The organism is Nocardia aurantia, assembly GCF_009604425.1.
In the GTDB taxonomy this organism is placed as follows: Bacteria; Actinomycetota; Actinomycetes; order Mycobacteriales; family Mycobacteriaceae; genus Nocardia; species Nocardia aurantia.
The window spans coordinates 63,422-85,256 of sequence record NZ_WEGI01000006.1 but is presented as its reverse complement, the minus strand read 5'-3'; the positions used below and the strand labels follow the sequence as shown (position 1 = coordinate 85,256).

General features: G+C 68.7%; 21 protein-coding genes. 10 read left to right on the top strand and 11 right to left on the bottom strand.

The window, feature by feature from the left end:
• Positions 1-150 precede the first annotated feature (150 nt).
• Positions 151-2,718 carry a sensor histidine kinase gene (locus tag NRB56_RS14545; protein WP_319943006.1) on the top strand — a complete coding sequence of 856 codons (2,568 nt, stop codon included), beginning with the start codon at positions 151-153 and terminating at the stop codon, positions 2,716-2,718.
• A complete protein-coding gene (locus NRB56_RS14540) occupies positions 2,696-3,088 on the top strand; it encodes a DUF742 domain-containing protein (protein WP_153342412.1) in 393 nt (130 codons plus the stop codon). Before NRB56_RS14545 ends, NRB56_RS14540 begins: the two co-directional genes overlap by 23 nt.
• Before the next feature lie 23 nt (positions 3,089-3,111).
• On the opposite strand, the gene NRB56_RS14535 is transcribed toward NRB56_RS14540, so the two are convergent.
• Together NRB56_RS14535 and NRB56_RS14530 are read right to left on the bottom strand one after the other, a co-directional pair.
• Complete coding sequence (locus NRB56_RS14535; protein ID WP_153342410.1) at positions 3,112-4,056, bottom strand: LysR family transcriptional regulator; 945 nt, start codon at positions 4,054-4,056, stop codon at positions 3,112-3,114.
• Between the two features lie 116 nt (positions 4,057-4,172).
• Positions 4,173-4,742 (bottom strand): TetR/AcrR family transcriptional regulator, encoded by a 570-nt coding sequence (locus tag NRB56_RS14530; protein WP_153342408.1) that lies wholly within the window; start codon positions 4,740-4,742, stop codon positions 4,173-4,175.
• A 101-nt stretch (positions 4,743-4,843) separates the two neighbouring features.
• Between NRB56_RS14530 and NRB56_RS14525 the strand changes: the two genes are divergently transcribed.
• A complete protein-coding gene (locus tag NRB56_RS14525; protein WP_153342406.1) occupies positions 4,844-5,326 on the top strand; it encodes a DUF3592 domain-containing protein in 483 nt (160 codons plus the stop codon).
• A gap of 24 nt (positions 5,327-5,350) precedes the next feature.
• Here NRB56_RS14525 and NRB56_RS14520 read toward each other — a convergent pair whose 3' ends face one another.
• Complete coding sequence (locus tag NRB56_RS14520) at positions 5,351-6,847, bottom strand: PucR family transcriptional regulator (protein ID WP_194290879.1); 1,497 nt, start codon at positions 6,845-6,847, stop codon at positions 5,351-5,353.
• 132 nt (positions 6,848-6,979) lie between these two features.
• Here NRB56_RS14520 and gabT point away from each other — a divergent pair, with 132 nt between their 5' ends.
• The 3 genes from gabT (at position 6,980) to NRB56_RS14505 (ending at position 11,251) form a co-directional block, all read left to right on the top strand.
• Positions 6,980-8,323, top strand: a complete 1,344-nt coding sequence (gene gabT, locus NRB56_RS14515) for a 4-aminobutyrate--2-oxoglutarate transaminase (protein WP_153342402.1) — start codon at positions 6,980-6,982, stop codon at positions 8,321-8,323.
• Positions 8,324-8,349: 26 nt separating this feature from the next.
• Positions 8,350-9,798 (top strand): NAD-dependent succinate-semialdehyde dehydrogenase, encoded by a 1,449-nt coding sequence (locus NRB56_RS14510; protein WP_153342400.1) that lies wholly within the window; start codon positions 8,350-8,352, stop codon positions 9,796-9,798.
• A 247-nt stretch (positions 9,799-10,045) separates the two neighbouring features.
• Positions 10,046-11,251 (top strand): cytochrome P450, encoded by a 1,206-nt coding sequence (locus NRB56_RS14505; protein ID WP_153342398.1) that lies wholly within the window; start codon positions 10,046-10,048, stop codon positions 11,249-11,251.
• Here the strand turns inward: NRB56_RS14505 and NRB56_RS14500 are convergent.
• Entirely contained in the window at positions 11,248-11,817 is a 570-nt protein-coding gene (locus NRB56_RS14500; RefSeq protein ID WP_319943005.1) for a TetR/AcrR family transcriptional regulator, read from the bottom strand. The two genes, NRB56_RS14505 and NRB56_RS14500, sit on opposite strands and share 4 nt — an antisense overlap.
• Positions 11,818-12,000: 183 nt before the next feature.
• Between NRB56_RS14500 and NRB56_RS39705 the strand changes: the two genes are divergently transcribed.
• Together NRB56_RS39705 and NRB56_RS14490 are read left to right on the top strand one after the other, a co-directional pair.
• Positions 12,001-12,846: a hypothetical protein gene (locus NRB56_RS39705; RefSeq protein WP_153342396.1), complete on the top strand. Its 846-nt coding sequence runs from the start codon at positions 12,001-12,003 to the stop codon at positions 12,844-12,846.
• 29 nt (positions 12,847-12,875) lie between these two features.
• Positions 12,876-13,478, top strand: a complete 603-nt coding sequence (locus NRB56_RS14490) for a class F sortase (RefSeq protein ID WP_227837731.1) — start codon at positions 12,876-12,878, stop codon at positions 13,476-13,478.
• A 7-nt stretch (positions 13,479-13,485) separates the two neighbouring features.
• Here the strand turns inward: NRB56_RS14490 and NRB56_RS14485 are convergent, their stop codons facing one another.
• On the bottom strand, positions 13,486-14,919 hold the full coding sequence (locus tag NRB56_RS14485; RefSeq protein WP_153342394.1) for a CYTH and CHAD domain-containing protein: 1,434 nt from the start codon (positions 14,917-14,919) through the stop codon (positions 13,486-13,488).
• 172 nt (positions 14,920-15,091) lie between these two features.
• Between NRB56_RS14485 and NRB56_RS14480 the strand changes: the two genes are divergently transcribed.
• On the top strand, positions 15,092-15,430 hold the full coding sequence (locus NRB56_RS14480) for an EthD family reductase (protein WP_153342392.1): 339 nt from the start codon (positions 15,092-15,094) through the stop codon (positions 15,428-15,430).
• A 17-nt stretch (positions 15,431-15,447) separates the two neighbouring features.
• Entirely contained in the window at positions 15,448-15,861 is a 414-nt protein-coding gene (arfB, locus tag NRB56_RS14475; protein ID WP_319943083.1) for an alternative ribosome rescue aminoacyl-tRNA hydrolase ArfB, read from the top strand.
• Positions 15,862-15,877: 16 nt separating this feature from the next.
• Here arfB and NRB56_RS38970 read toward each other — a convergent pair whose 3' ends face one another.
• The 6 genes from NRB56_RS38970 to NRB56_RS14440 form a co-directional block, all read right to left on the bottom strand.
• On the bottom strand, positions 15,878-16,795 hold the full coding sequence (locus NRB56_RS38970; protein WP_227837729.1) for a QcrA and Rieske domain-containing protein: 918 nt from the start codon (positions 16,793-16,795) through the stop codon (positions 15,878-15,880).
• A 133-nt stretch (positions 16,796-16,928) separates the two neighbouring features.
• Entirely contained in the window at positions 16,929-17,756 is an 828-nt protein-coding gene (locus tag NRB56_RS14465; protein ID WP_319943003.1) for a PaaI family thioesterase, read from the bottom strand.
• A gap of 89 nt (positions 17,757-17,845) precedes the next feature.
• Positions 17,846-18,748: an NADP-dependent oxidoreductase gene (locus NRB56_RS14460; RefSeq protein WP_319943002.1), complete on the bottom strand. Its 903-nt coding sequence runs from the start codon at positions 18,746-18,748 to the stop codon at positions 17,846-17,848.
• A complete protein-coding gene (locus tag NRB56_RS14455) occupies positions 18,745-19,350 on the bottom strand; it encodes a TetR/AcrR family transcriptional regulator (RefSeq protein WP_153342389.1) in 606 nt (201 codons plus the stop codon). Before NRB56_RS14455 ends, NRB56_RS14460 begins: the two co-directional genes overlap by 4 nt.
• 279 nt (positions 19,351-19,629) lie before the next feature.
• Positions 19,630-20,379: an SDR family NAD(P)-dependent oxidoreductase gene (locus NRB56_RS14445; RefSeq protein ID WP_153342385.1), complete on the bottom strand. Its 750-nt coding sequence runs from the start codon at positions 20,377-20,379 to the stop codon at positions 19,630-19,632.
• 224 nt (positions 20,380-20,603) lie between these two features.
• Positions 20,604-21,788, bottom strand: coding sequence for a cytochrome P450 (locus NRB56_RS14440; protein WP_319943001.1), 1,185 nt, complete (start codon positions 21,786-21,788; stop codon positions 20,604-20,606).
• Positions 21,789-21,835: the final 47 nt, after the last annotated feature.

Sequence of the window (21,835 nt, the reverse complement as noted above, 5' to 3'; positions counted from 1 at the left end):
TGCGGATATCGCATCCAGCCATGCGGAAGACGCATATCGGGGTGGGTCGCGCGCTCCCGGGGCGACAATCAGGCGGATCGCCGACCGTTCCGGTGGTGTGGCCGTGCGCGGAACTCGGTGGCGGACCGGATATTTCAGACGGGATACCAGGTGCAACGAGTCAGATTGTCCAGCGTTCGTACTCGCATCCTCGCGATCGCGTTCGCTCCCAGCCTCGCGCTCTTCGGTATCGGCGCCGGTTACACCGTCTATCTGAGCGGCGAGGCCGGGCATGCCGAGGATTATTCGCGGAGCATGGCGGACAGCCTCTCCTACAGCGAGAACCTGATCGGGACGGTCGAGCAGGAACGCCTGTTGTCCATGTGGCAGTTGTCCGGGCAGGACGGGAATCCGAAAGCGCTGGCCGAGACCCGAGCGCGCTTGGACAAAGCGTTGGCGGCCTTCGATACCGGCAGTGGCAAGAGTATGCAGAAGATCGGTGGTGAGCTCCAGGCGAAGCAGGCCGAGGCGTTCAACAACCTCATCCATACCCAGCTACCGGCGCTGCGGCTCGGGATCGATGCCGGCGCCGTGCAGATCTCCGACGTGTACGCGTTCTATACGGGCCTGCTCGCCGGTATCGACAACGGCGGCAGCAAGGTCGTGGGGCAGAACGCCCCGACCATCGCCACCGCGCTCAACGACATGATCTCCCTCAAGCTGGTCCAGACGATCGAGGCGAACTCCCGCGGGAGCGCCCTGGCCGTGGTGGCGGCCGGCGGCAGCCTGCCGCCGGCGCTGATCGACGAGTTCCGCAACGCCATCGGCCTTTACCACGCGCTGCTGAAGCAGTTGGTCAACGACCTCGACGGGCCCGACGCGAAGCTGGTGCAGGACCTGCTCGACAGCCCCGTGCTGGCGCAGGTGAGCACGATGGAGGAAGCCCTGCTGCACCCGGCTCCGGCGAAAGCCGGTGCCCCGGAGGCGCTTCCGATGCGCATCGAGGACTGGCGGGTCGCGGCGAACACCGTGAGCGAGAAACTGTTCGCGCTGAAATTGCAGCATGATTCGCGCTCCAGCCTGTCGGCCGCGGATTTGGCGCATGAGCGGTCGCGGGCGGTGTTGGTCAGTGGTGGTAGTGCGATCGCGTTGGCGGTGGTGGCGTTCGCGATTGCGGTGTTGCTGGCGAATCGGATTATTCGGCGGTTGCGGCGGTTGCGTTCGGAGACTTTGGCTTTGGCGGAGGTGAAGTTGCCGGAGACGATGCGCAAGATCGATGCGGGTGAGCAGGTGGATCCGGCGGCGGAGGCGGCGGCGCTGGATTTCGGTGACGACGAGATCGGTGAGGTGGCGCAGGCGTTCAATCGTGCGCATACCGCGGCGGTGTCGGCGGCTATCACGGAGGCGCGGACTCGGGAGGGTGTGCGGTCGGTGTTCTTGAATATCGCGCATCGGAGTCAGATCGTGGTGGCGCGGCAGTTGGAGTTGCTGGATCAGGCGGAGTCGAAGCAGGAGGATCCGGCGTTGCTGGACACCTTCTTCCGTCTGGATCATTTGGCTACTCGGGAGCGCCGGAACGCGGAGAATCTGATCATTCTCGGTGGTGGTAAGCCGGGGCGGCAGTGGCGGCGTCCGGTGCCGTTGATGGAGTTGGTGCGGTCCGCGGTGGCGGAGACTCTGGATTATGCGCGGGTGAACACGCATCGGTTGCCGCGGGTGTTCGTGCTGGGCAATGTGGTCGCGGACCTGATGCATCTGCTGGCGGAGTTGGTGGACAACGCGACGGCGTTCTCGCCACCGCAGTCGCGGGTGGATGTGACGGGTAACAGTGTGGGTAAGGGTGTGGTCGTCGAGGTCAGTGATCAGGGGATGGGGATGCCGCCTGATGAGCTGGAGCGGGTCAACGAGATGTTGCGTAACCCACCGGATTTCGGTCTGGCCACGCTGTCGGCGGATTCTCGTCTGGGTTTGTTCGTGGTGGCGCAGTTGGCGACCCGGCACGGGATCTCGGTGCGGCTGACCGATTCCGATTACGGGGGTATCCGGGCGATTGTGCTGATTCCGGTGGAGTTGATCACCACGGATGCTCCGGTGGTTGATCATCTGCGTGATCGGGTTCCGGTGCGGCCGTCGCCGGCGCCGGCGGCGGTGACCGGCTCGTACCCACTGCCGTCCCTCGAAACATCGAGTGCCGCAGAGGAATTCGTGCCTCCGGGTCGAAGGCTCTCCGATCCCACCACGGCGCCGTTCGAGGAGCCGGGTGCGGACTCGGCCGCCGCCGCGCCGGGCATCGGATCGTACCGTGGCGCGCCGATGGGACCGCGCGGCAACGCCTATCGTCGGAGGTCGTTCGATTCGGCGATGGACGAACACAGCTCGCAGGCCCCCGAACCGGCCGATACCGGATCGTTCCGTGCGGCACAGCAATTCGAGCCCGACGACCGATTTCGGCGTTCGGCGACAGAGTCCTTCCCCGCCGCCGCCGGGCGGCCGTCGTTGCCGCGCCGTCGCCGTCAGGCCAATCTGGCGCCCGAATTGATGAACGACCCCACCGCAGCGGCCGAGGATCCGGCCGCCCTGTCGGCGCGTTCCGCCGACCAGGCGAGGGATCTGATGTCCGCCATCGAGCGCGGAACCCGGCGGGGCCGGCAGCCGGGCTCGCAGGCCTACCCGGCGGCCTCCGACCCGCCGCCGCCGAACGGGCAGGGTGGTGAGGATGACTTCTTCCACCGGCGGTGAGACGCACCCCGATCGGTTGCGGTTCGACGAAAACGTGCCGCCGGCAACGCCTTACGCGGTGATCCGGGGGCACACCGTCGCCACCGGGCCCGGACTGGACATGCTGACATTCGTGGTGACGGTGGAGTCCGGGCCCCGGTTGCGCCACTCCGGACCGGAGTACGCGGACATCCTCCGGCTGTGCCGCGTTCCGCAGTCGGTGGCCGAGGTGTCGGCGCGACTGCGACTTCCGCTGGCGCTCACCAAGTTCCTGGTCGGCGATCTCATCGGCGACGGTTACCTCGATTGCCGCGCCCCCGCGCACACCGAGGTGGGGCCGGTGGATCTGCGGATGTTGCGAGCGGTTCTCGGCGGCATCCGCCGACTGTGATCGCCGTATCCGGTTGCCGGGATTCACACGCGCAGAACGTCTTCGCCGAGTGAGTAGGCCGACGGCCAGCGGCCGTCCCGGACCGCGCTGTGCACGGCCCGGGTCAGCAATTGTGCGACATGGTGTGCGGCAGGCCGGTTTTCGCCGGTCGGCGATGTCATCAGGACGAGGCGCCGGGTGATCGCCGGATCGCGCAGCGGGGCAGCGCTGAGGCGCCCGGTCGCGAGATCGTCCGCGACCGCGATCAGTGGCAGTATCGTCCACCCCACACCGGCTGTCACCAGCTGTCGCAGGACGTGGTTCGAGCTGGTGGCGGCCACGATTCGCGGGCGACTGCCGGCCAGGCCGGCCCGGTCGAGCGAGGACCGCAGGGCGGTGCCGCGCGGCAGCAGCACGAGTGGATTGCCGGCGACCTCGCGCAATGAGACCGGCGATCGGGGGAGCAGCCCGGCATGTGCGGGGGCGACGGCCCACAGTGGTTCGGAGACCAGCGGATCGACCCGTAGCGCGGCGCTCCCGGACATCTCGGTGGTGAGGCAGACGTCCAGATGACCGCTCTCGGCATTGCGGTGCAGCCATCGGGCATCACCGGTGATCATCCGCAGGTCCACCGCGGGTCCGTGCCGGTGGAGGGCCGTAATCACGGTGACGCCGACGACTTCGGCCACGCTGTCGAGCAGCCCGACGGTGACGATCTCGGTCGGCTTGCCGGGCAGCGGGGTGATTTCCAGCCGGGCGCGGCCGAGTTCGTCCAGGGCGCGCCGGCTGCGGTCCACCATGATCGCCCCGGCCTGGGTCAGGACCATGCCACCGGAGGTGCGGTCGAACAGCGCGACGCCGAGTTCCTGCTCGAGGGCCTGGATCTGCCGGGTCACCGAGGACTGGGTCAGGTGCAGGGATTCGGCGGCGCGAGTGACGCTGCCCGCCTCGGCGACCGCGAGAAACGCGGTGAGTTGTTTGGTGTCCATGCCGACCAGTCGTGCTCCTCCGGACCGGCGTCCGTATCCGGGTGGGCCGCGACCTCCGATCCGGACAAATTTGTCCGGATGCACTATAGCTCGTCGTCGGGCGCTCTGCCAGAGCGTCAGAACCCGCCGAGACCTGCCCGCAGCAGACGCCACAATCGCTGCGCCACGCCCGCCCGGTCCGGCGTATCGCTCAGGGACAGATAGGCGGCCATCATGTCCAACCCCAATTGCAGGTCTTCGACGGCGATGTCGGCCCGGATCGCGCCGGTTGCCTTGGCCTGCACCAGTTTCGAATCGAGCACCACCGTCATGCGATCCACCATCGCCGCGAAGCGCACATCCGGGGCAGTCGGTTGCATGATCACGAAAAAGGCCTTGGACGAGACCAATTGGTCGATCATGGTCTGGATCAGGTCGTCGAAGGTGGTGTCCGGCCGGGCTACCAGTTCCTCCAGAGACCGGAGATTCTCCTCGAATACGGCCATGCCCAGGCTCTGCCGGTCCGGGAAATGCCGATAGAGGACGGCCTGCCCGACCCCGGCCCGCCGGGCCACCCAGCTGATCGGCGCGTGGACGCCGAACTCGGCGAAGACCTCGCGAGCCGCCGTGATGAGTGCGGCGCGATTGCCCGCCGCGCCGCCCGGCCCGCGATTCGGCTTCCCAGCCTTCTGCCCCGGTTGTGCCATGGCGGCCACGGTATCAAGTGAGCAACTGTCCGATTTGGGAGAATCGGGACACGTCGCCGCGAGGTGCCGATTCGGTGCCGTGTCCTCCGTACCCTGGCGGTGTGGAACCGGTCGGGAATCTCGTCAGCAGCGCCTTGGTCTTCGGGTTCGGCATCGCGATGCTGCTCATCGCGTTCGGCATCGTGCGGGAGACTCTGGAACGCATATCGCTTCGGCTGCAAGGACACCGGGCGACCGGCGTCGTCGTGTCGGTCGCCGAGGAGAAGGACTCCGACGGCCACCCCGAATACCGCCCCACCGTCGACTTCGTCGCCCGGACCGGCGAACGCAAGGTCGCCCCGCTGGCCTATCCGGTGCGTACCCGGCCTCGGACCGGCGGCCGCATCGCGGTGCTGTACCGGCCCGGCGACCTCGGTCACGTCGTCCCCACCGGCATCGGACGCGGAATCCTGCACATGATCTTCTTCCCGATTCTCGTGGTGTCGGGCCTGGCGGCCATGGGCATTTCCGTCATCATGCTGCTCGGTCTCGACAATGTGCCGCTCTGGCACGGCCACGTCCTCCACACCGGCCGGACGGAGTGACCGAAGGGGCCCCGAGCGCGGTCGCTATCCGCGGGACAGCAGCGCGAGCAGCAGTTCCGCGCGGACGCGGGCGAGACCGAGATCGCACGCGATGATGGATTGGATCGTCGCGACGCGGTTTCGCATCGTGTGGCGGTGCACTCCGAGTTCGGCTGCCGCGGACTCCCACTGCCCGTTGGCTTCCAGGAAAGCGCGCAGCGATCGGAGCAGGTCTGTTCCGTGGCTGTCGTCGTGCTCGACCAATGGTTCCAGCACCGCTGTGGCGATGGTGTCGAGGACGTCCCGGCTGGCTTCGGTACTCAGCAGCGTCGTGCCCGTCATGCTGCCGAACTCGAGTGGCGCGTCACCGGGGCCGGCGGCCGCGGCGGCCAGCGTGGCGGCTTCGACGGCGCCGGGCAACCGGGCGAGGGTCTGCGCGCCGCTGAGGCCGATCCGTACCGACGGCCGGATCGGCGCGCTGATCCGGTCCGACAAACGATGCGCGAACTGTACGGCGGCCCGCGCCGGTAGCACCGCTGTCGTGCGCCGCCCCACGGTCGAGGTGAACTGGGGGCAGTCGGCGTCGTCGAACGCGTCCCGTATCTCTTGTTGCAGCGCAGTCATTTCCGCGTCCGTCGTGCAGGTCACGACCATCGCGCGGATCCGGCCGTCGGCGTCGGCCGCGGCGGCGAGGTGGGTTCGGTCGGTCGAACCCGGTCCGGCGCTCAATGCCAGGCCGAGGGCCTGGCTGTTGAGGGCACGCTGAATGGACTCGAGCCGGGCGGTTTTCGCGAAGTCCAGGGCGAGCAGTGAACCGGCATGTCCGAGGAGGATGCGGCCGACACTGCTCAGCGGTGTCGCGGTGACGGCGACGAGTCGGCCGTAGCGTTTGCGCTCGACGGCGATCTGCTGCCAGGTCACCGTCTCGCCCAGCGGATCGGTCGACACACCGCTGTCGGCGGAATCGACCTCGGCGGGGAGTTCGACGGTGGATTCGGGGCGGCCGGTGGCGGAGTGGGCGTGCACGATCGCACCGGTCCGATCGAGCATGATGATTCGGCCGTCGAGCGCGGCGGCCAGCTCGCGGACAACCGCCGGTGCGCCTTCCGTGACGACAGCCCGGGTCATGCGAGGCTGGGCATCGGAGGCACGCAGCGCTTCCTCGTATCGCAGTTCCGCCGATCGTTGCGAGACGCGCCGGATGATCGCGGCGAACGGTGTGGGTAACGGGACCTCGACCAGTGGGAAGCCGATCCGGTCGGCGATTCGGATCAGGTCCGCGGGTATCTCCGGATGGGACAGCCCGATGCCGAACCCGAGTCCGGCCACACCGCAGGCTTGCAGTCCATGAAGGTAAGCGGTGCGGTCCCGGCGTGAGTTCGGTAGCCGCAGGCCGGTCGTGAGCACCAGCTCGCCGCCCGACAGCCAGGGGAACGGGTCGCGGAGTTCGGTGGTCAGGACCAGCTCGATCGCACGATCCACGCCTTCCGCACCGCTTCTGAGCCGCAACGCCAGTTCGGATTGCGCCAGCACCCAGCGCAGTGGCACCGCGGCGCTCCCGGTCGGCGCTGGACGAAATGGCGATTTCATGTCGCCGAATTGTACAGAACGGCGCTGTTCCCGGGCCGTTCGGCGGGACAGACTGTGGTGTATCGAACTCGAGAGGAGCCAACGATGATCGACTCGGCCTCGCGGCTGCCGCAGCAGCGTTCCCTGGTCACCGCCCTGCCGGGACCGCGGTCGCGGGCGTTGACCGCCCGCCGGACAGCCGTGGTGGCCGCGGGCGTCGGCTCGTCGGTGCCGGTGTACGCCGCGGATGCCGACGGCGGGGTCATCGTCGATGTCGACGGCAATTCGCTGATCGACCTCGGTTCGGGCATCGCGGTGACGGGGGTCGGCGCCTCCCACCCGGCGGTGTCCGCCGCGATCGGCGCACAGGCCGCACGGTTCACCCACACCTGCTTCATGGTGACGCCCTATGAAGGGTATATCGCTGTCGCGGAACAGCTTTCGGCATTGACACCCGGTGGCCACGACAAGCGCACCGCCCTGTTCAACTCCGGTGCCGAGGCCGTGGAGAACGCCGTCAAGGTGGCTCGGCTGGCGACCGGTCGCAGCGCGGTCGTGGCATTCGACCACGCGTATCACGGCCGGACCAATCTCACGATGGCGCTCACGGCCAAATCTCTGCCGTACAAGGCGCATTTCGGGCCCTTCGCACCCGAGATCTATCGGATGCCGATGTCCTATCCGTATCGGGATCCCGCCGGAATGTCCGGCGAGCAGGCCGCGGCGCGGGCCGTCGAGCAGATCGAACGCCGGATCGGCGCCGATTCCGTGGCGGCGGTGGTCATCGAGCCGATCCAGGGGGAGGGTGGCTTCATCGTTCCCGCGCCGGGATTCCTTCCGGCGCTTGCCGACTGGGCCTCGGCACACGGGGTGGTATTCATCGCCGACGAGGTGCAGACCGGATTCGCCCGCACCGGCGACTGGTTCGCCAGCGCACACGAGGGTGTCGTCCCCGACATCGTCGCCATGGCCAAGGGGATCGCGGGCGGAATGCCGTTGGCCGCCATCACCGGCCGCGCGGAACTGCTCGACGCGGTGCACGCCGGCGGGCTCGGCGGCACCTACGGCGGTAATCCGGTCGCGTGCGCCGCGGCGCTGAGCACGCTGGAGGTGATGCGGACCGAGGATCTGTGCGCACGGGCGCGCCGGATCGAGGAGATCGCGCTGGCGCGGCTGTCGGCATGGGCCGGCGAGCTGGACGTGGTCGGCGATGTCCGCGGCCGTGGCGCGATGCTGGCCGTCGAGCTGGTTCGCCCCGGCAGCACCACACCGCATCCGGAATTGACGAAAGCGGTTGCCGCCGAGGCGCTTTCGCATGGCGTCCTCGTGCTGACCTGTGGCAGCTACGGCAATGTGATCCGCCTGCTCCCGCCGCTGGTGATCGGCGACGAATTGCTGGCCGACGGCCTGGATGTGCTCGAGCACGCTCTGCGAACCCACGGTCGCTGAGCTCTCGCGGTGTGAAGGAGAACGAGATGTCCGACCTGACCGTCCTGTCGACCGATGTGCCCACGGGACTGTGGCTGGCGGGTGAACAGGTACCCGCGCGCGCGGCCTTCGCTGTCCACAATCCGGCGACGGGCGAGGTGCTGGCCGACGTCGCGGACGCCGGTCCCGCCGACGGCCTTCGCGCGCTGGACGCGGCGGTGCGGACGCAGCCGGGCTGGGCGGCCACGCCCGCGCGCGATCGTGCTGAAATCCTGCGCAGGGCATGGGAATTGATCATCGCGGCGCGGGACGATTTCGCGTTGTTGATGACCCTCGAGATGGGCAAGCCGCTGGCCGAGTCCCACAGTGAGGTCACCTACGGCGCGGAGTTCCTGCGGTGGTTCGCCGAGGAGGCCGTCCGGGTGGACGGCCGCTATCTGCGTTCGCCCTCGGGACAGGGCCGGATTCTGGTCACGAAACAACCGGTCGGGCCCACCCTGGCGATCACGCCGTGGAACTTCCCGCTCGCCATGGGCACTCGCAAGGTGGCGCCCGCGCTGGCCGCCGGCTGCACGATCGTGGTCAAGCCCGCACCGGAGACGCCGCTGACGATGCTGCTGCTCGGCCGGGTGCTGGCCGACGCGGGCCTGCCGGCGGGTGTGCTGTCGGTCCTGCCGACCTCGGACGCGGCGGGATTGACCGAACCGCTCCTGAGCGATCGCCGGCTGCGGAAGCTCACGTTCACCGGATCGACGAAGGTCGGAAAACTGTTGCAGGCCAAGGCTGCCGAGGGCGTACTGCGCACCTCGCTGGAACTCGGTGGCAACGCGCCGTTCGTCGTATTCGACGACGCCGACATCGATGCCGCCGTCGCCGGCGCGATGCTCGCGAAGATGCGCAATATCGGCGAGGCCTGCACGGCCGCCAACCGCTTCCATGTCGACAACAGCATTCGCGCGGAATTCACCGCGCGACTGACGGATGCGATGAAAGCGCTGACGGTGGGGCCGGGGGACGAACCCGGGGTGCAGGTCGGTCCGCTGATCAGCGAGAAGCAGCGCGCCACGGTCGCGGAATTGGTCGACGACGCTGTCGGCAAGGGTGCGGTCGTGACCACCGGTGGCGCGCGAACCGGCGACCTCGGCTACTACTACGAGCCGACCGTGCTCGCCGATGTGCCCGCGGATGCTCGTATCCTCCGCGAGGAGATCTTCGGTCCGGTGGCGGCGATCATCGGATTCGACGGGGAACAGGAAGGGATCGCCGCGGCCAACGACACCGAATACGGTTTGGCGGCTTATGTTTACACCAACGGCCTGGAGCGGGCGTTGCGGGTGGCGGAGCAACTGGAGTCGGGGATGGTCGGTGTCAACCGTGGCGTGATCTCCGATGTCGCAGCACCTTTCGGCGGTGTCAAGGAATCGGGGCTGGGCCGGGAAGGCGGACTCGAAGGTATCGAGGAGTACCTGGAGACCAAGTACATCGCCCTGCCGTGAACCGGGCATCGACCGACTGTCGAAAACGCCCGGCGGACAGCCCGATCGGCCGGTGGCGAGAGCGGTCGTCCCGATCCGGATCGTGTGGCGCGGATTCTCGTCGTGAGAAGCGATTCGGTCGTCGCCGACGGATTCGTCCTGGTCGGATCGGCGCGGTGAGATGTGCGCCGGTGCCGGCGAGAACAGGGTCTCGCAGATTCGGCGAACGGTGTTGACCCTGGTGAGGGGGCCGCGCCAGGGTTGGCCCATGACGGTTGTCGACGACGCGCTGGACCTGTTCAGCGCCGATGGTGTGCAGGATCCGTACCCGGTCTACGAGCGGTTGCGGGCCGCCGGGCCGGTGTCGCGTCTGGGCGGTTCGTCGTTTCACGCGGTGTGCGGCTGGGACGCTGTGGTGGAAGCGGTCGGGCGAACCGCGGATTTCTCCTCGAATCTCACGGCGGCCATGGTGTTCCACGACGGCACGCTGTCGGAGCAGCCGATGATCCCGCTCGGCGCGGCCGCTCAGGTACTGGCGACCGCGGACGATCCGGCGCATCTGGCGCACCGCAAGATCCTGCTGCCGCACCTGTCCGCTCGCCGCACCGGCGAACTGCGCGACTTCGCCGCCGCTACCGCGGAGCGGTTGTGGGATCAGGGGATTCGGGACGGACGGATCGAGTGGATGAGCGCGGTCGCCGACCGGTTGCCGATGATGGTGGTGGCCGAACTGCTCGGCGTGCCCACCGGTGACGTCGATCGGCTGATCCGCTGGGGATATGCCAGCGCCGGGGTGCTCAACGCCATCGTCACCCCGGACGAGCTCGCCGCGTCCGGTACCGCGGCGCTGGAACTGAGCGGTTACGTCGCCGGGCAACTGGACGAGTCCACCGCGGACGCCGGGCTGCTCGCCGATCTGGCGGCGCGATGCGCCGGTGGTGAGTTGGACCGGCTCACCGCACTGGCCATGATGGTCACCTTGTTCAGTGCGGCCGGGGAATCCACCGCGTCACTGCTCGGCAGCGCGGTCCGAATTCTCACCCAGTTGCCCGACATCCAGCGGCAGGTGCGCGATGATCGGAGCCTGCTGGGCCCGTTCGTCGAGGAGACGCTGCGCTTCGAGCCGCCCTTCCGCGGCCACTACCGGCATGTCCTGGCCGACACCACGCTCGCGGGCACCGCGCTGTCCGCGGGGTCGCACCTGCTGCTGTTGTGGGGCGCCGCCAATCGCGACCCGGCCGAATTCGCCGCGCCGCACGAGTTTCGCCTCGATCGACCGGCGGCCAGGAATCATCTCGCGTTCGGCCGCGGCACGCATTTCTGCGTCGGCGCCTCGCTGGCGCGGATGGAAGCCCTGGCCGTACTCGACATGCTCTTGGACCGGACGACCTGGATCGAGGCCACGGCCGTCGGGCCGTGGTTGCCCAGCATCCTGGTTCGACGGGTGCGGTACCTGCAGCTGAGCGTCGGCTAATCCGCGGAATCCGGTGGGCGGGCGAAGACCGGCCCGAGGAACTCCCGCACCATCCGATACTCGAGTTCGGGGTCGGGCACCGGCCAGCACCACAGCGCCAGCACCGCGCGCACCAGCCACTGGGCCGCGGCCGGATCCGGCCGGTCGGCGCCGATCATCTCGGCCGCCAACCCTTCCACCATCGGCGACCCGGTCAACCATCCGCTGTGCCCGTTCTGCAACCCGTTCATCATGATCGGACCGAGCGGATCGGAGCGGATCCGCCGCAGCGCCTCCACCACCGCGGTGACCACCCGTTCGCGGCCGTCGAGGCCACGGATGCTGTCGCGGACGACATCGACCACGCGCGCCGCGAACATAGCGAGCACGGCCTCGCGGATCACGGCTTTACCGCCCGCATGCCGGTAGATCGTGGCCGGTGAGCAGTGGATCTTCGCCGCCAGGGCGTCGATGGTGAACCGGTGGTACCCGTCCCGGGCGATCAATTCCGCTGCGGCCGTGTAGATCCGCTCGGATGCCTCGGCACGGCGATTCCGTCCGATCAGCCAGTCGGTCGAGGTCGTCACAGCACCTCCTCCTGACAGAGGATGCACTGTCCTCCGCACTGTGAGAGATCCTATCGAATTCTTCGCAGAGCGGAAGCCGCTACCGGTTCGGGTTCGGGTTCGGACAACTCCTGGTAACACAACGCCCGCGAGATCCGACGGAAGGGCAAGTCGGGTCACAACGTCCGGAAGGAAGGCTCACAGATGTCGGCAAGGATGTTCTCGGCTGTGGTGGTCGTGGGGGCCGCGGTCGCCGTGTACGCGTCGTCGGCCGCTGCGGCTCCTACCAGCACGACGGAACCGGTCCCGGGTGTCACCCTCGGCGGTGGTGTGGGCGTCGGCGGGCTCGACGCGGGTGGCGGGGTCAGCGTGGGCGGCAACGGCGTGACGATCGGCGGCAACAGTTCCTTGGGTGGCGGCGCTGCTCCGACGGGCGGCGCCTCGGCCGGGGGCGGTGCGGGAGTCGGTGGGAGCGTGGGTGTGCCGGGCCAGGCCGTGCCGGATGCGCAGGGCGGGAGCGGGATCGGCATCACCGCGGGTGGATCCGCGCAGACGGGTGGCGGTGCAGTGGTCGGCGGCACCGGTGGCGGTGGCGCGCAGACCGGGGCCGGTGGATCGGCCCAGGGCGGTGGTGGCACGGATCTCGGCGCGGGCGGCGGTATCGGCCTGGGTGCCGGTGGATCGGCGCAGACCGGTGGTAGCGCGGGAGTGGGTGTCGGCGTGGGTGGCTCGGCGCAGACCGGTGGCAGCGCCGGTGTGGGTGTCGGCGTGGGCGGGTCGGCGCAGACCGGTGGCAGTGCGGGAGCGGGTGTCGGTGTCGGCGGGTCGGCGCAGGCCGGCGGTTTGGGCGGTGTCGACCTGGTTGTCGCGGGGGCGGGGGCGGCCGGTGCGGACACCGTGTACGGCATGGCGATCGCACCGGACGCGACCACCGGCATCGCGGGCGGCCCGGCGGTCACCGACCTGGTCCCGCCGGGCGGATACGTGATTCCCAAGGGCGCGCCCGACACCGGTGCGGGCGGGATGGCCGCCGAGGTCGGTCGCAGGTGAGCAGTACGAACAGGATTGCGAGGACCACGATGAAGTCCGGTCGGACACGTATCGGCGCCTGCGCCGCCGCCGTGGCGGTGGCCACGGCTCTGATCGCGGGCTGCGGATCAGCGGACCACAGCCGGGCCGCGGCCGCGAATACCGCCGCCGCGTCCGGCGTGCGGACCGCACCGTCGATCAGCCGCTCCACCCCGGTGTCGTTCAAGATCTCCTCGATCGATGCCGGGGGATCGCTGATCGCGTTGGGGCTCAACACGGATGGCTCGGTGCAGGTGCCCGCGGACTATCGGCAGGCCGGCTGGTACCAGAAGGGCCCGGCGCCGGGTGAGCAGGGCTCGGCCGTCATCCTCGGCCACGTCGACTCGTACCAGGGCGCCGGCGTGTTCTTCACCCTCAAGAAGGTCGCGCCGGGCGACATGATCGACGTGACCCGCGCGGACGGGAAGACCGCGCACTTCAAGGTCACCGACGTGCGCATGTACGACAAGACCCAGTTCCCCGACCAGGTCGTCTTCGGCCCCCGCGGCGGCGCCACTCTCCAAATCGTCACCTGCGGAGGACAATTCGACCAGGCCGCGAAGAGTTACCTGTCCAACGTGGTCGTCTTCTCGTCTCTGGACTCGGTGACGTAGGGGCGCGCTACCCGGCGAGGGCCGCGAGGCGCTGCCGCGCTGCCGTCATCGTGTGCCGCTCGTCCGCGTACAGCAGGCCGTAGGTGAAGCCGTTCTCGCCCGCGGAGGTACCCGCCGAGGTGGCGGTCCGCCACAGGAATCCGGTCGAGACGTACGCGTCGTTGTAGTCGCCCAGTACGCGCTGAATGTCCTTGTAGTATCGGATGTCCGACCGCGCGCGCCCGGATTTCCCTGCGGTCCGGAGCAATTCGGCGGCATAGCGTGCGCGTTTCGCGGCCTTGCGGGCACGATGCATCGACTCGTCCCGCTGGTCGCGCATCGCGGTGCGGAGCCGGCGATCGGCCTTGGCCGCGGCCCGGTGCGCCCGGTCGGTGAGATCACGCCGACGGATCCGTTTCCGGAACGGCGGCTGGGACTTCCACTGCTGCAGCGTCGCGAGCAGCCGCAGGTAGCGCGGCGAGTTCATGGCCTCGGCGAGGGCGCTGCGGCTGGCCAGCCGGCGCGCCAGCAGGGTCGATCGGATCCGCTCGGCGACGGGTCCGAGGACGAGTTCGGGTGGGAGGGTGGCGATTCGGTCCGCGTACCGCCGGCTCTGGACGTGGCAATCCCGGACATCCCCGAGAAGAGCTGCGTACCAGCGAAGTTCGTTGTCGATCTCGGTGGCGGCGGCACGATCCAGCAGCGCGCCGAACACCCGCAGCGTGCTGCGCAGCCGCCGGGTCGCGACCCGGGTGTCGTGAATCGGCTCCTCGCCTCGGCGCAGCCGCACATCGCCGGCGAAGATCCGGTCGATCTGCGCCGAGAGGTAGTCGTACAGCGCGCATTCGGCCGCGGAGCCACCGGCGAACGCCGGCACCGGCCGCGCCGGCAGCGCGCGCGACAACTTGGAGGGATAGGCCGCCGGGTGCGCCCCGGCCGCGGCGAGCCGCGCCCCGAACGACGCCGGGACCCGATCGGTGTGCGGGCCGAGTTCGATCTCGATCTCGCGCCAGCCGATCGCCCGGGCCGGCCGGTCGGCCGAGGTGGTGTCCACGACATCGTCGTCGACCTCGACGATCAGCTGGCCGTCCGCGTCGAGCACGCGGTGCCGGCGGCGCATCGTGTGAATCCGGGCGATCGGCCGCAGCGGCTTGCCCAAAGCGGCGCCGTTGACGATCTCGGCGAGTTCCGGCGGCAGATCCCGTGACAACGGCGCGGTCACCTCCACCCGGCCGTCGGCAGCTGGAACCTTCAACTGCCAGCCGGACTCGTCGTCGCCTTCGCGCCGGCGCAGGGTCAGATCGTGCGCGAGCAGATCATGCTCGGCGGTATCGAAATACGTGCTGGTCAACTCGACCGGCGTCTCCTCGACGCGGCTGGCATCAAGCAGATCGTCCAGCCGTGGCAGGGCGAAATCCCGGTCGACCTCCCATTTGCTCTCACGCTCCAGTACATCCCGCATGAGTGATCGCCTACCCCGGACATGCCCGGTCAAACAGGCGAGCCGATCGGCCCGGCTCGCCCGATCGTTGATCTCGGCGTGGAGTCTGATCTACTGTCCACCTCGCGTTGATCGCGCACTCCGGGGTGTTGTGGTCGGTCGCCGCCGAACGGAGTTTATTGTGCACAAGCTGATGGTTTTGTATCCCGAGCCCGCCGATCGCGACCATTTCCGCGACTACTACGTGAACAACCACCTCCCGCTGGTCACGCGCATGCCCGGCCTGCTCGCGTGGCGCTACAGCTTCGACGTGGCAGCGACGCAGGGGCAGACGCCGTACTTCGCGGTCTTCGAGGCCGAGTTCGCTGACGCTGCGGCAATGACCGCGTCGCGGGAGTCTCCGGAGGGCCGGCAGGTCGCGGCCGATGTCGCCAACTACGCCACCGGTGGCGCGGTCGTCATCCACTATCCGGTGCAGAACGGCACCCCGCGTGGGCGAGTCGACACGCGAAGCGGGAAGAACGGCGTCTGATCGTGGCAGAGGACCTCATTGTGACTCGGGCGCTGGTGATTCCCGCACCCGAGTTGCGTGAGCGGTTCTCCCGGTCGTCCGGTCCCGGCGGGCAGCACGTCAACACCACCGACAGCCGGGTAGAGCTGTCGTTCGACCTCGCCAACTCGCCTTCGGTGCCCGAATGGCTGCGCACCCGGATGCTCGAGCGCCTGGGTGCCCGCCTGGTCAACGGGGTGCTCACGATCACCGCATCCGAGCAACGCGCACAATTGCAGAACCGCGCCGCCGCCCGGGAACGCCTGGCCTCGTTACTGCGCGACGCCGCTGCCGCCCCGCCACCGGTTCGCCGTGCCACCAAGCCCTCGCGCGGAGCAAAGGAACGACGCATCTCGGCGAAGAAGCGGCGCGGCATCACCAAACGCAACCGCCGCGCATCCCCCGACGACTAGGCAGCTCCGGATCCGGTCAGCAGCCGAGAACCCCGGGCGGGAGTGGCAGGATGTCGCACCAGCAGGGGCGTTGGGGGGCGGTACCGCCGGGACCGGCGACGACCCACCCGCTCTCGGCGGTGACGGGACGAGGGTCCAGCGGGCGGGTGGCCGGGCCGACGGCCACCGTGCCGTCCAGGTTGAATTTGCTGCCGTGACAAGGGCAGTCGATGGTGCCACCACCGACGGCGTTCACCGCGCAGCCGAGATGCGTACAGGTGGTGGAGAATCCGAGGTAGTTACCGGGATCTGGTTGCGTCACAACAATATTGCCGAGGATGAGGCCGGAGCCGACCGGAATGTCGGACGTGCGGGCGAGTGCGTTGTCCGGTGCGCCGGGCTCGGGTGGCGGCGCTGCGGCGGGCTGCTCCGGTTCGGCGGGCTGGTCGACCGCCACCGCCGGTGCGGGTGCCCCGGCGACGATCAGCCCGTCCCGCACGCTGATCGGCCGCGCCACCAAGGGGCGGGTGGCCGGGCCGGTGGCGACGCTGCCGTCCAGGTTGAACCGGCTGCCGTGGCAGGGGCAGTTGACGGTCCCGCCCGCGATCGCGTTCACCGCGCAACCCTGATGTGTGCAGGTCGCCGAGAAGGCCCGGAAATCCCCCGGACCGGGTTGGGTGATCACCGTATCGCCGGCGATGAGCCCGGCACCCACGGGAATCTCGGCGATGCGGGCCAGTACTGTGCCGGTCGGTGGCGGAGCCGCCTCTTCCGTCACGGTGGCCGGGGCGGGCGCATCGGTGGTCGGCGGGACCGTGGTGGTGCCGGTTGTGGTGGTGGTCGATTGTGTTGCCGTGGTGATGCTTTCGCGGTTTCCGGTGGAGCAGGCGGTGGCGACCACCACAACTCCTGCGCCGAAAACGACGGTTCGGCGACTGACGTGTTCGATGCTCATGGGCGATCAGATCCTGTCCCGGGCTGCTACTTTCGTAGGTCACGAGAAAGCTTCGCGTCCGGTTCAGCGAGCCGTCCATGTGCGGGGCCGCAGTACCCTGATCGCCGGTCCGCGGCCGCTGGGATCGGCGGCGTCAGGTGTGTGCGCTGTCCGGATCGGACAGTCGGGCAGTGGCCCGGGTCGTCACCTTGCCGTCGTTTCCCTCGTCGCGCAGTGCGACGAGGCCGAGATCGTGGTGGACGGTGGCGGTGGCGACGACGGGCCCGATCCGGGCCGCCCGGAGGTAGTGCAAGCCGAGCCCGGACAGCGTCCGGCCCGGTGCCAGCGACAGCACGGCCTCCTCCGCGACGAGGGCGAGCAGGCCGCCGCTGATGGTGTTCGAGAAGTTCAGTCCGTCAGCGCTTCTCGGCAAGGATGCGGTGCCGGGCGCTCGGCGTACGCAGTCCGCGCGCTGCGCCAGCGGCATTGTCAACCGTTCGGCCGCCGGTGGCACGCCGATGCTGAGCCGGTCCGGCATGTGTACCGCCGGATTCGGGGAAGCCGTGAACGTCGCCGTACCGATACCGAAAAGTTCTGCTTCGCCGAGGAATTCGACCGTGGCGACGAATATCGATCGGCCCGCTCTCGCCACCCGGCCGATCACCTCGACCGTGCCCGCCGACGGCGCCGGGCGGAACAATTGAACGTCGAGGTCCACGGTGACGGGGACGCGGGGGCGTACCGCCAGCGAGGCGAGCAGCCCGGTGACCGAATCGGCCCAGGCCGCGAGGATCGATGTCCGGAGCCGGACGGTGCCGGGAACATGCATGTACGGCGTGACGACCGCGGACCCGTGCAGCTCCTCGCCTGCCATGGTGGTCGCGAAGCCGAGTTCGCGGAAGATGTGCCGTCGATGACCGGTGGCCTGGCCGACCGCGCCCTCAGGTCCCGTGTGCGATGGCTCGGCAACCGGTCGAGTCACGATGGCACCTCTCTCGAGAGTTCTGTCGCGTACGGTATTCCACGCCTGAGCGCATGCCGCTCCTTCCACGGGATCTGTCACGGGCGTGCTCACCAGGGAGTGAGGACGAGTTTCCCTCGGACCCGGCCGGATTCGCTGAGTTCGTGGGCTTTCCCGGCCTGCGCGAGTGGGATCGCCTGATCGATGTGCACTCGCACCCGACCGGCGCCGACGAGTTCCCCGATCTCCGCCAGCTGCGCCGGGGACGGAGCTCCGGTGACCAGTGCGACGCGAGGGTCCTCCCCGGCATCGGACTGTTGCGCGGTGACATAGCGGCCGTCGGGCCGCAGTACCCGTAATGACCGGGACCCGTAGTCGCCGCCGACGAGATCCAGTACCACATCGACATCGCGCACGGCGGTGGTGAAATCCGTTGCCGTGTAATCGATCACCTCGTCGGCGCCGAGATCGCGCAGGAATTCGTGATTGGCCGCCCGCGCGGTACAGATCACCCGCGCGCCGCGCAGTACGGCGAGCTGCACCGCCAGGTGCCCGACTCCTCCGGCTGCCGCGTGGATCAGGACCCGTTCCCCGGCAACCACTTTCGCGAGATCGAGGGCCTGCCGGGCGGTCAGGGCGGCGGTGGGCAGCGCGGCGGCAGTGTGGTGATCGACGTTCGCCGGTCGCGGCGCGAGGCTGCCGGCGCGAGCCAGGACGTATTCGGAGTAGGTCCCGGTGCGGCTGTGCACCATCCCGAAAACCTCGTCACCGGAACGGAATTCGGTTACGCCGTCACCGACGTCGACCACGGTGCCGGACAGGTCGAAGCCCAGGGTGAACGGTGGCTCGCCGAGGAACGTCACCGCCCCCGACCGCAGTTTGCAGTCCACCGGGTTCACCGACGTCGCGCCCAACCGCACCACGACATGCCCGGCCCGGGGCTCGGGGCGGGGCACCTCGATGGTCTCGAGCACTTCCGGGCCTCCCAGCGCACGCTGGCTGACTGCTCTCACTTCGGATCCTTCTGTTCGGTGGTCAGCGGTTCGACGGTGTCGAGGTATTGCTCGATCAGCGCGAGCATCTCGGCGTGACCGGTGACGGTGCCGAAGCTCTCCTCGAGCTGGATCATGCGCGGGACGGCCGACATCAGGAATACGACCGCCGCGGCGGGAACCTCCGGGCCGGTCAATCGGTACCGCTCCAGCGCTGGTTCCAGCGCTGCGACCAACGCCTGCCGCAGGCGCTCCCCGCCACGGCCGATCACCGGGCCGATCGCCTTGCGATGATTGGCCAGCGCCATGAATTCCAGCAGCATCGCGGCACCGGCCCGGTCGTTCGCGTACGCCCAGATCGCCCGCAACGGCTGCTCGGAGGCCGCCGCACGATCGAGCCGTGCGGTCAGGTCGTCGGTGCCGTTTTCGAGGATCGCGATGAACAGGTCGTCGAGGACCGGGAAGTAGTACTGCACCAGACCCGGCGTCACCCCGGCGTCGATGGCTACGGCACGAAAGGTGACCGCCGCGTACCCCTGTCGCAGCATCAGGCCGGCGGCGGACTGCACGATATCGGTGCGGGCCTGCGAACTACGCGACCCGACGCCACGGCCTTCGGCCATCGGCCACCTCTCTGCTGCCGTCTGGAAACTGCACTCTCTGCGACGAAATATATCCTTCTTGTACGGAAGATCAATAATGGGGGAGGGCTCGGCGATCCGCCGGGCCCCGTCGGGGACCGTGAATCACCCGATGCCGGCCGGAGCGTTCGGTGACCGGCCGGATCAGTTCCTGGTCGTCACAGATGCGCTGGAGCTCGACCAGTGTTTCCTCCAGGCCGGGTCCCAGCACCGGTCCCGTGCTATCCGACCCGGTAGGCCAGGCCGATCGACCGGTCGGATTCAGACGACGGCGCCACCGTTGACGGCGACGACCTGACCGGTGATGTAACTCGCGGCGTCCGAGCACAGGAACGCGCACACCGCGGCGATCTCGTCGCCGGTGCCCACCCGCCCCGCCGGGATGATCCGTGACATCATCTCCGCTCCCGGAACATGTTTCGCCTCCTGCGCCGCCCGCAACATCGGAGTGTCGGCGGTGAACGGCGGCAACGTGTTCGCGGTGATGCCCTTGCGGGCGTATTCCAGCGCAACGGTTTTCGTCATCGCGATGACGCCGCCCTTGGACGCCGAATAGTGGCCCTGGCGCAGGGCGCCGACCTGCCCGGCCGCCGAGGAGATCGTCACGATCCGGCCCCACCGGCGCTCGACCATGTCCGGCAGCGCGGCTTGCACGGACAGGAAGGTCCCGGTCAGGTTCACCGCGAGGTAGCGTTCCCACTCGGCGAGGGTGATCTTCTCGAACGGCGTGAAACCGCCGATACCGGCGCTGGTCACGAGGACACCGAGGGGGCCGAGTTCGGCACGCACTTTCGCGAACGAGTCGGCGATGGCCGACTGGTCCGACACGTCGACCGCCGCGGACACCGCTTCCGCTCCCGCACTGCGCAATTCGCCGGCCACCTGCTCGGCGGCATCACCGTCGAGGTCGAGGACGCCCACCCGGTGATCGCGGGCGAGGTGCTCGCAGATCGAGCGGCCCAGACCGGATCCGCCGCCGGTGACGATCGCGACGCGCTTGGATTCGTCCATAGTGTCCGTGCACTCCCATGCTTCATAGAACCGGACCGGCCTTTGTCGCCGCAGCCCGCTGCGGCGACAAAGGCGTTGTGCCCCAGTTGAATCGGGCTTCCGAGCCGGCCTCACTGAATCACCTGCCGAGCTATACCCATGTATAGCCCTTACGTTTGTATAGCGCAAGGGGCGATGCGACGACACTGACCTCCCGGCCTCCTGCGGGCGGCCGAGAGGTGGTGTCAGCGTACGGTCGCGGGCATCGAATCCCAGCCGCGCACTGTCGATGTGCGGGAGCGGCGGGCGTTGCCGAGGTCGATGTCCCAGTGCGGGAAACGATTCAGTACCTCGTCCAGTGCGATGCGGCCCTCGAGCCGGGCCAGGGGTGAGCCGAGGCAGAAATGCGCGCCGCGGCCGAAACTGAGATGGCTGCCGGCGCGGCGATGGATGTCGAAGCGATCCGGGTCGTCGAATTTGCGTTCGTCCCGGTTCGCCGACGCCAGCATGAGCAGCAGGGCACTGCCCGTGGGGATCGTCTGCCCGTGGAAGTCGACGTTCTCGGTGACGTAGCGGGCGACGTGCGGGCCCGGTGGCTCGTACCGCAGCAGTTCCTCGATCGCGCCCGGGATCAGCGATCGGTCCGCGGTGATCTCGGTGCGCTGGTCCGGGTGTTCGGCGAGGACCTTGCCCATCCAGCCGAACAGCCGCCCGGTGGTCTCGACGCCGGCGCCGGCGATGACCGCGAGGAAGATCAGCAGTTCGCCGGTGGTGAGCCGCCGCGTGGTCCCGGTCTCGTCGGCGAATTCGACGTGCAGCAGTTCGGTGATCAGGTCGTCGGAGGGGTTGTTCACCCGCCATGCGACGTAGTCCTTGAACAGGTCACCGTCGAAGTAGTGGTCTTTGCGGACCGGCAACGGCTCGCCGGGTGTGTTGCGCAGTACGCGGTGCGCGTGCGCGCGGACCGTCGGCTGGTCGGCGTCCGGGATCCCGACCAGCATGCCGATGGTCCGCATCGGCAACTCCGCGCCGAGGTCGAGCACGAAATCGAAATCGGCCCCGTCGGCCAGCGGGTCCAGGCACGCGGCGCAGAAGGCGCGCACCTTGTGCTCGAGGGCTTTCATCTGTTTCGGGAGGAACGCACGCCCGACCAGGGCTCGGTGGATGGTGTGCAGCGGCGGATCCTCGTTGATGAACACTCCCGGCGGCATTACCGGGTCGGCTTTCACCACTTCGAGGATGTCGCCCTTGGCGGAACTGAAGGTGCGGGGGTCGCGCAGGACCGCGTCGACGTCCTCCCATCTGCTCAATCCCCAGAAATCGTGCCGGTCGTTGTAGTAGACCGGCGACTGGTCGCGCAGCCGGCGGTAGACCGGATACGGATCCAGGTCGATGCCGACATCCCAGGGGTCGTAATACACATCGCTCACGGTCTCTCCTCACTCGGTGCTATACAAACATATAGCAAGCCTGTACG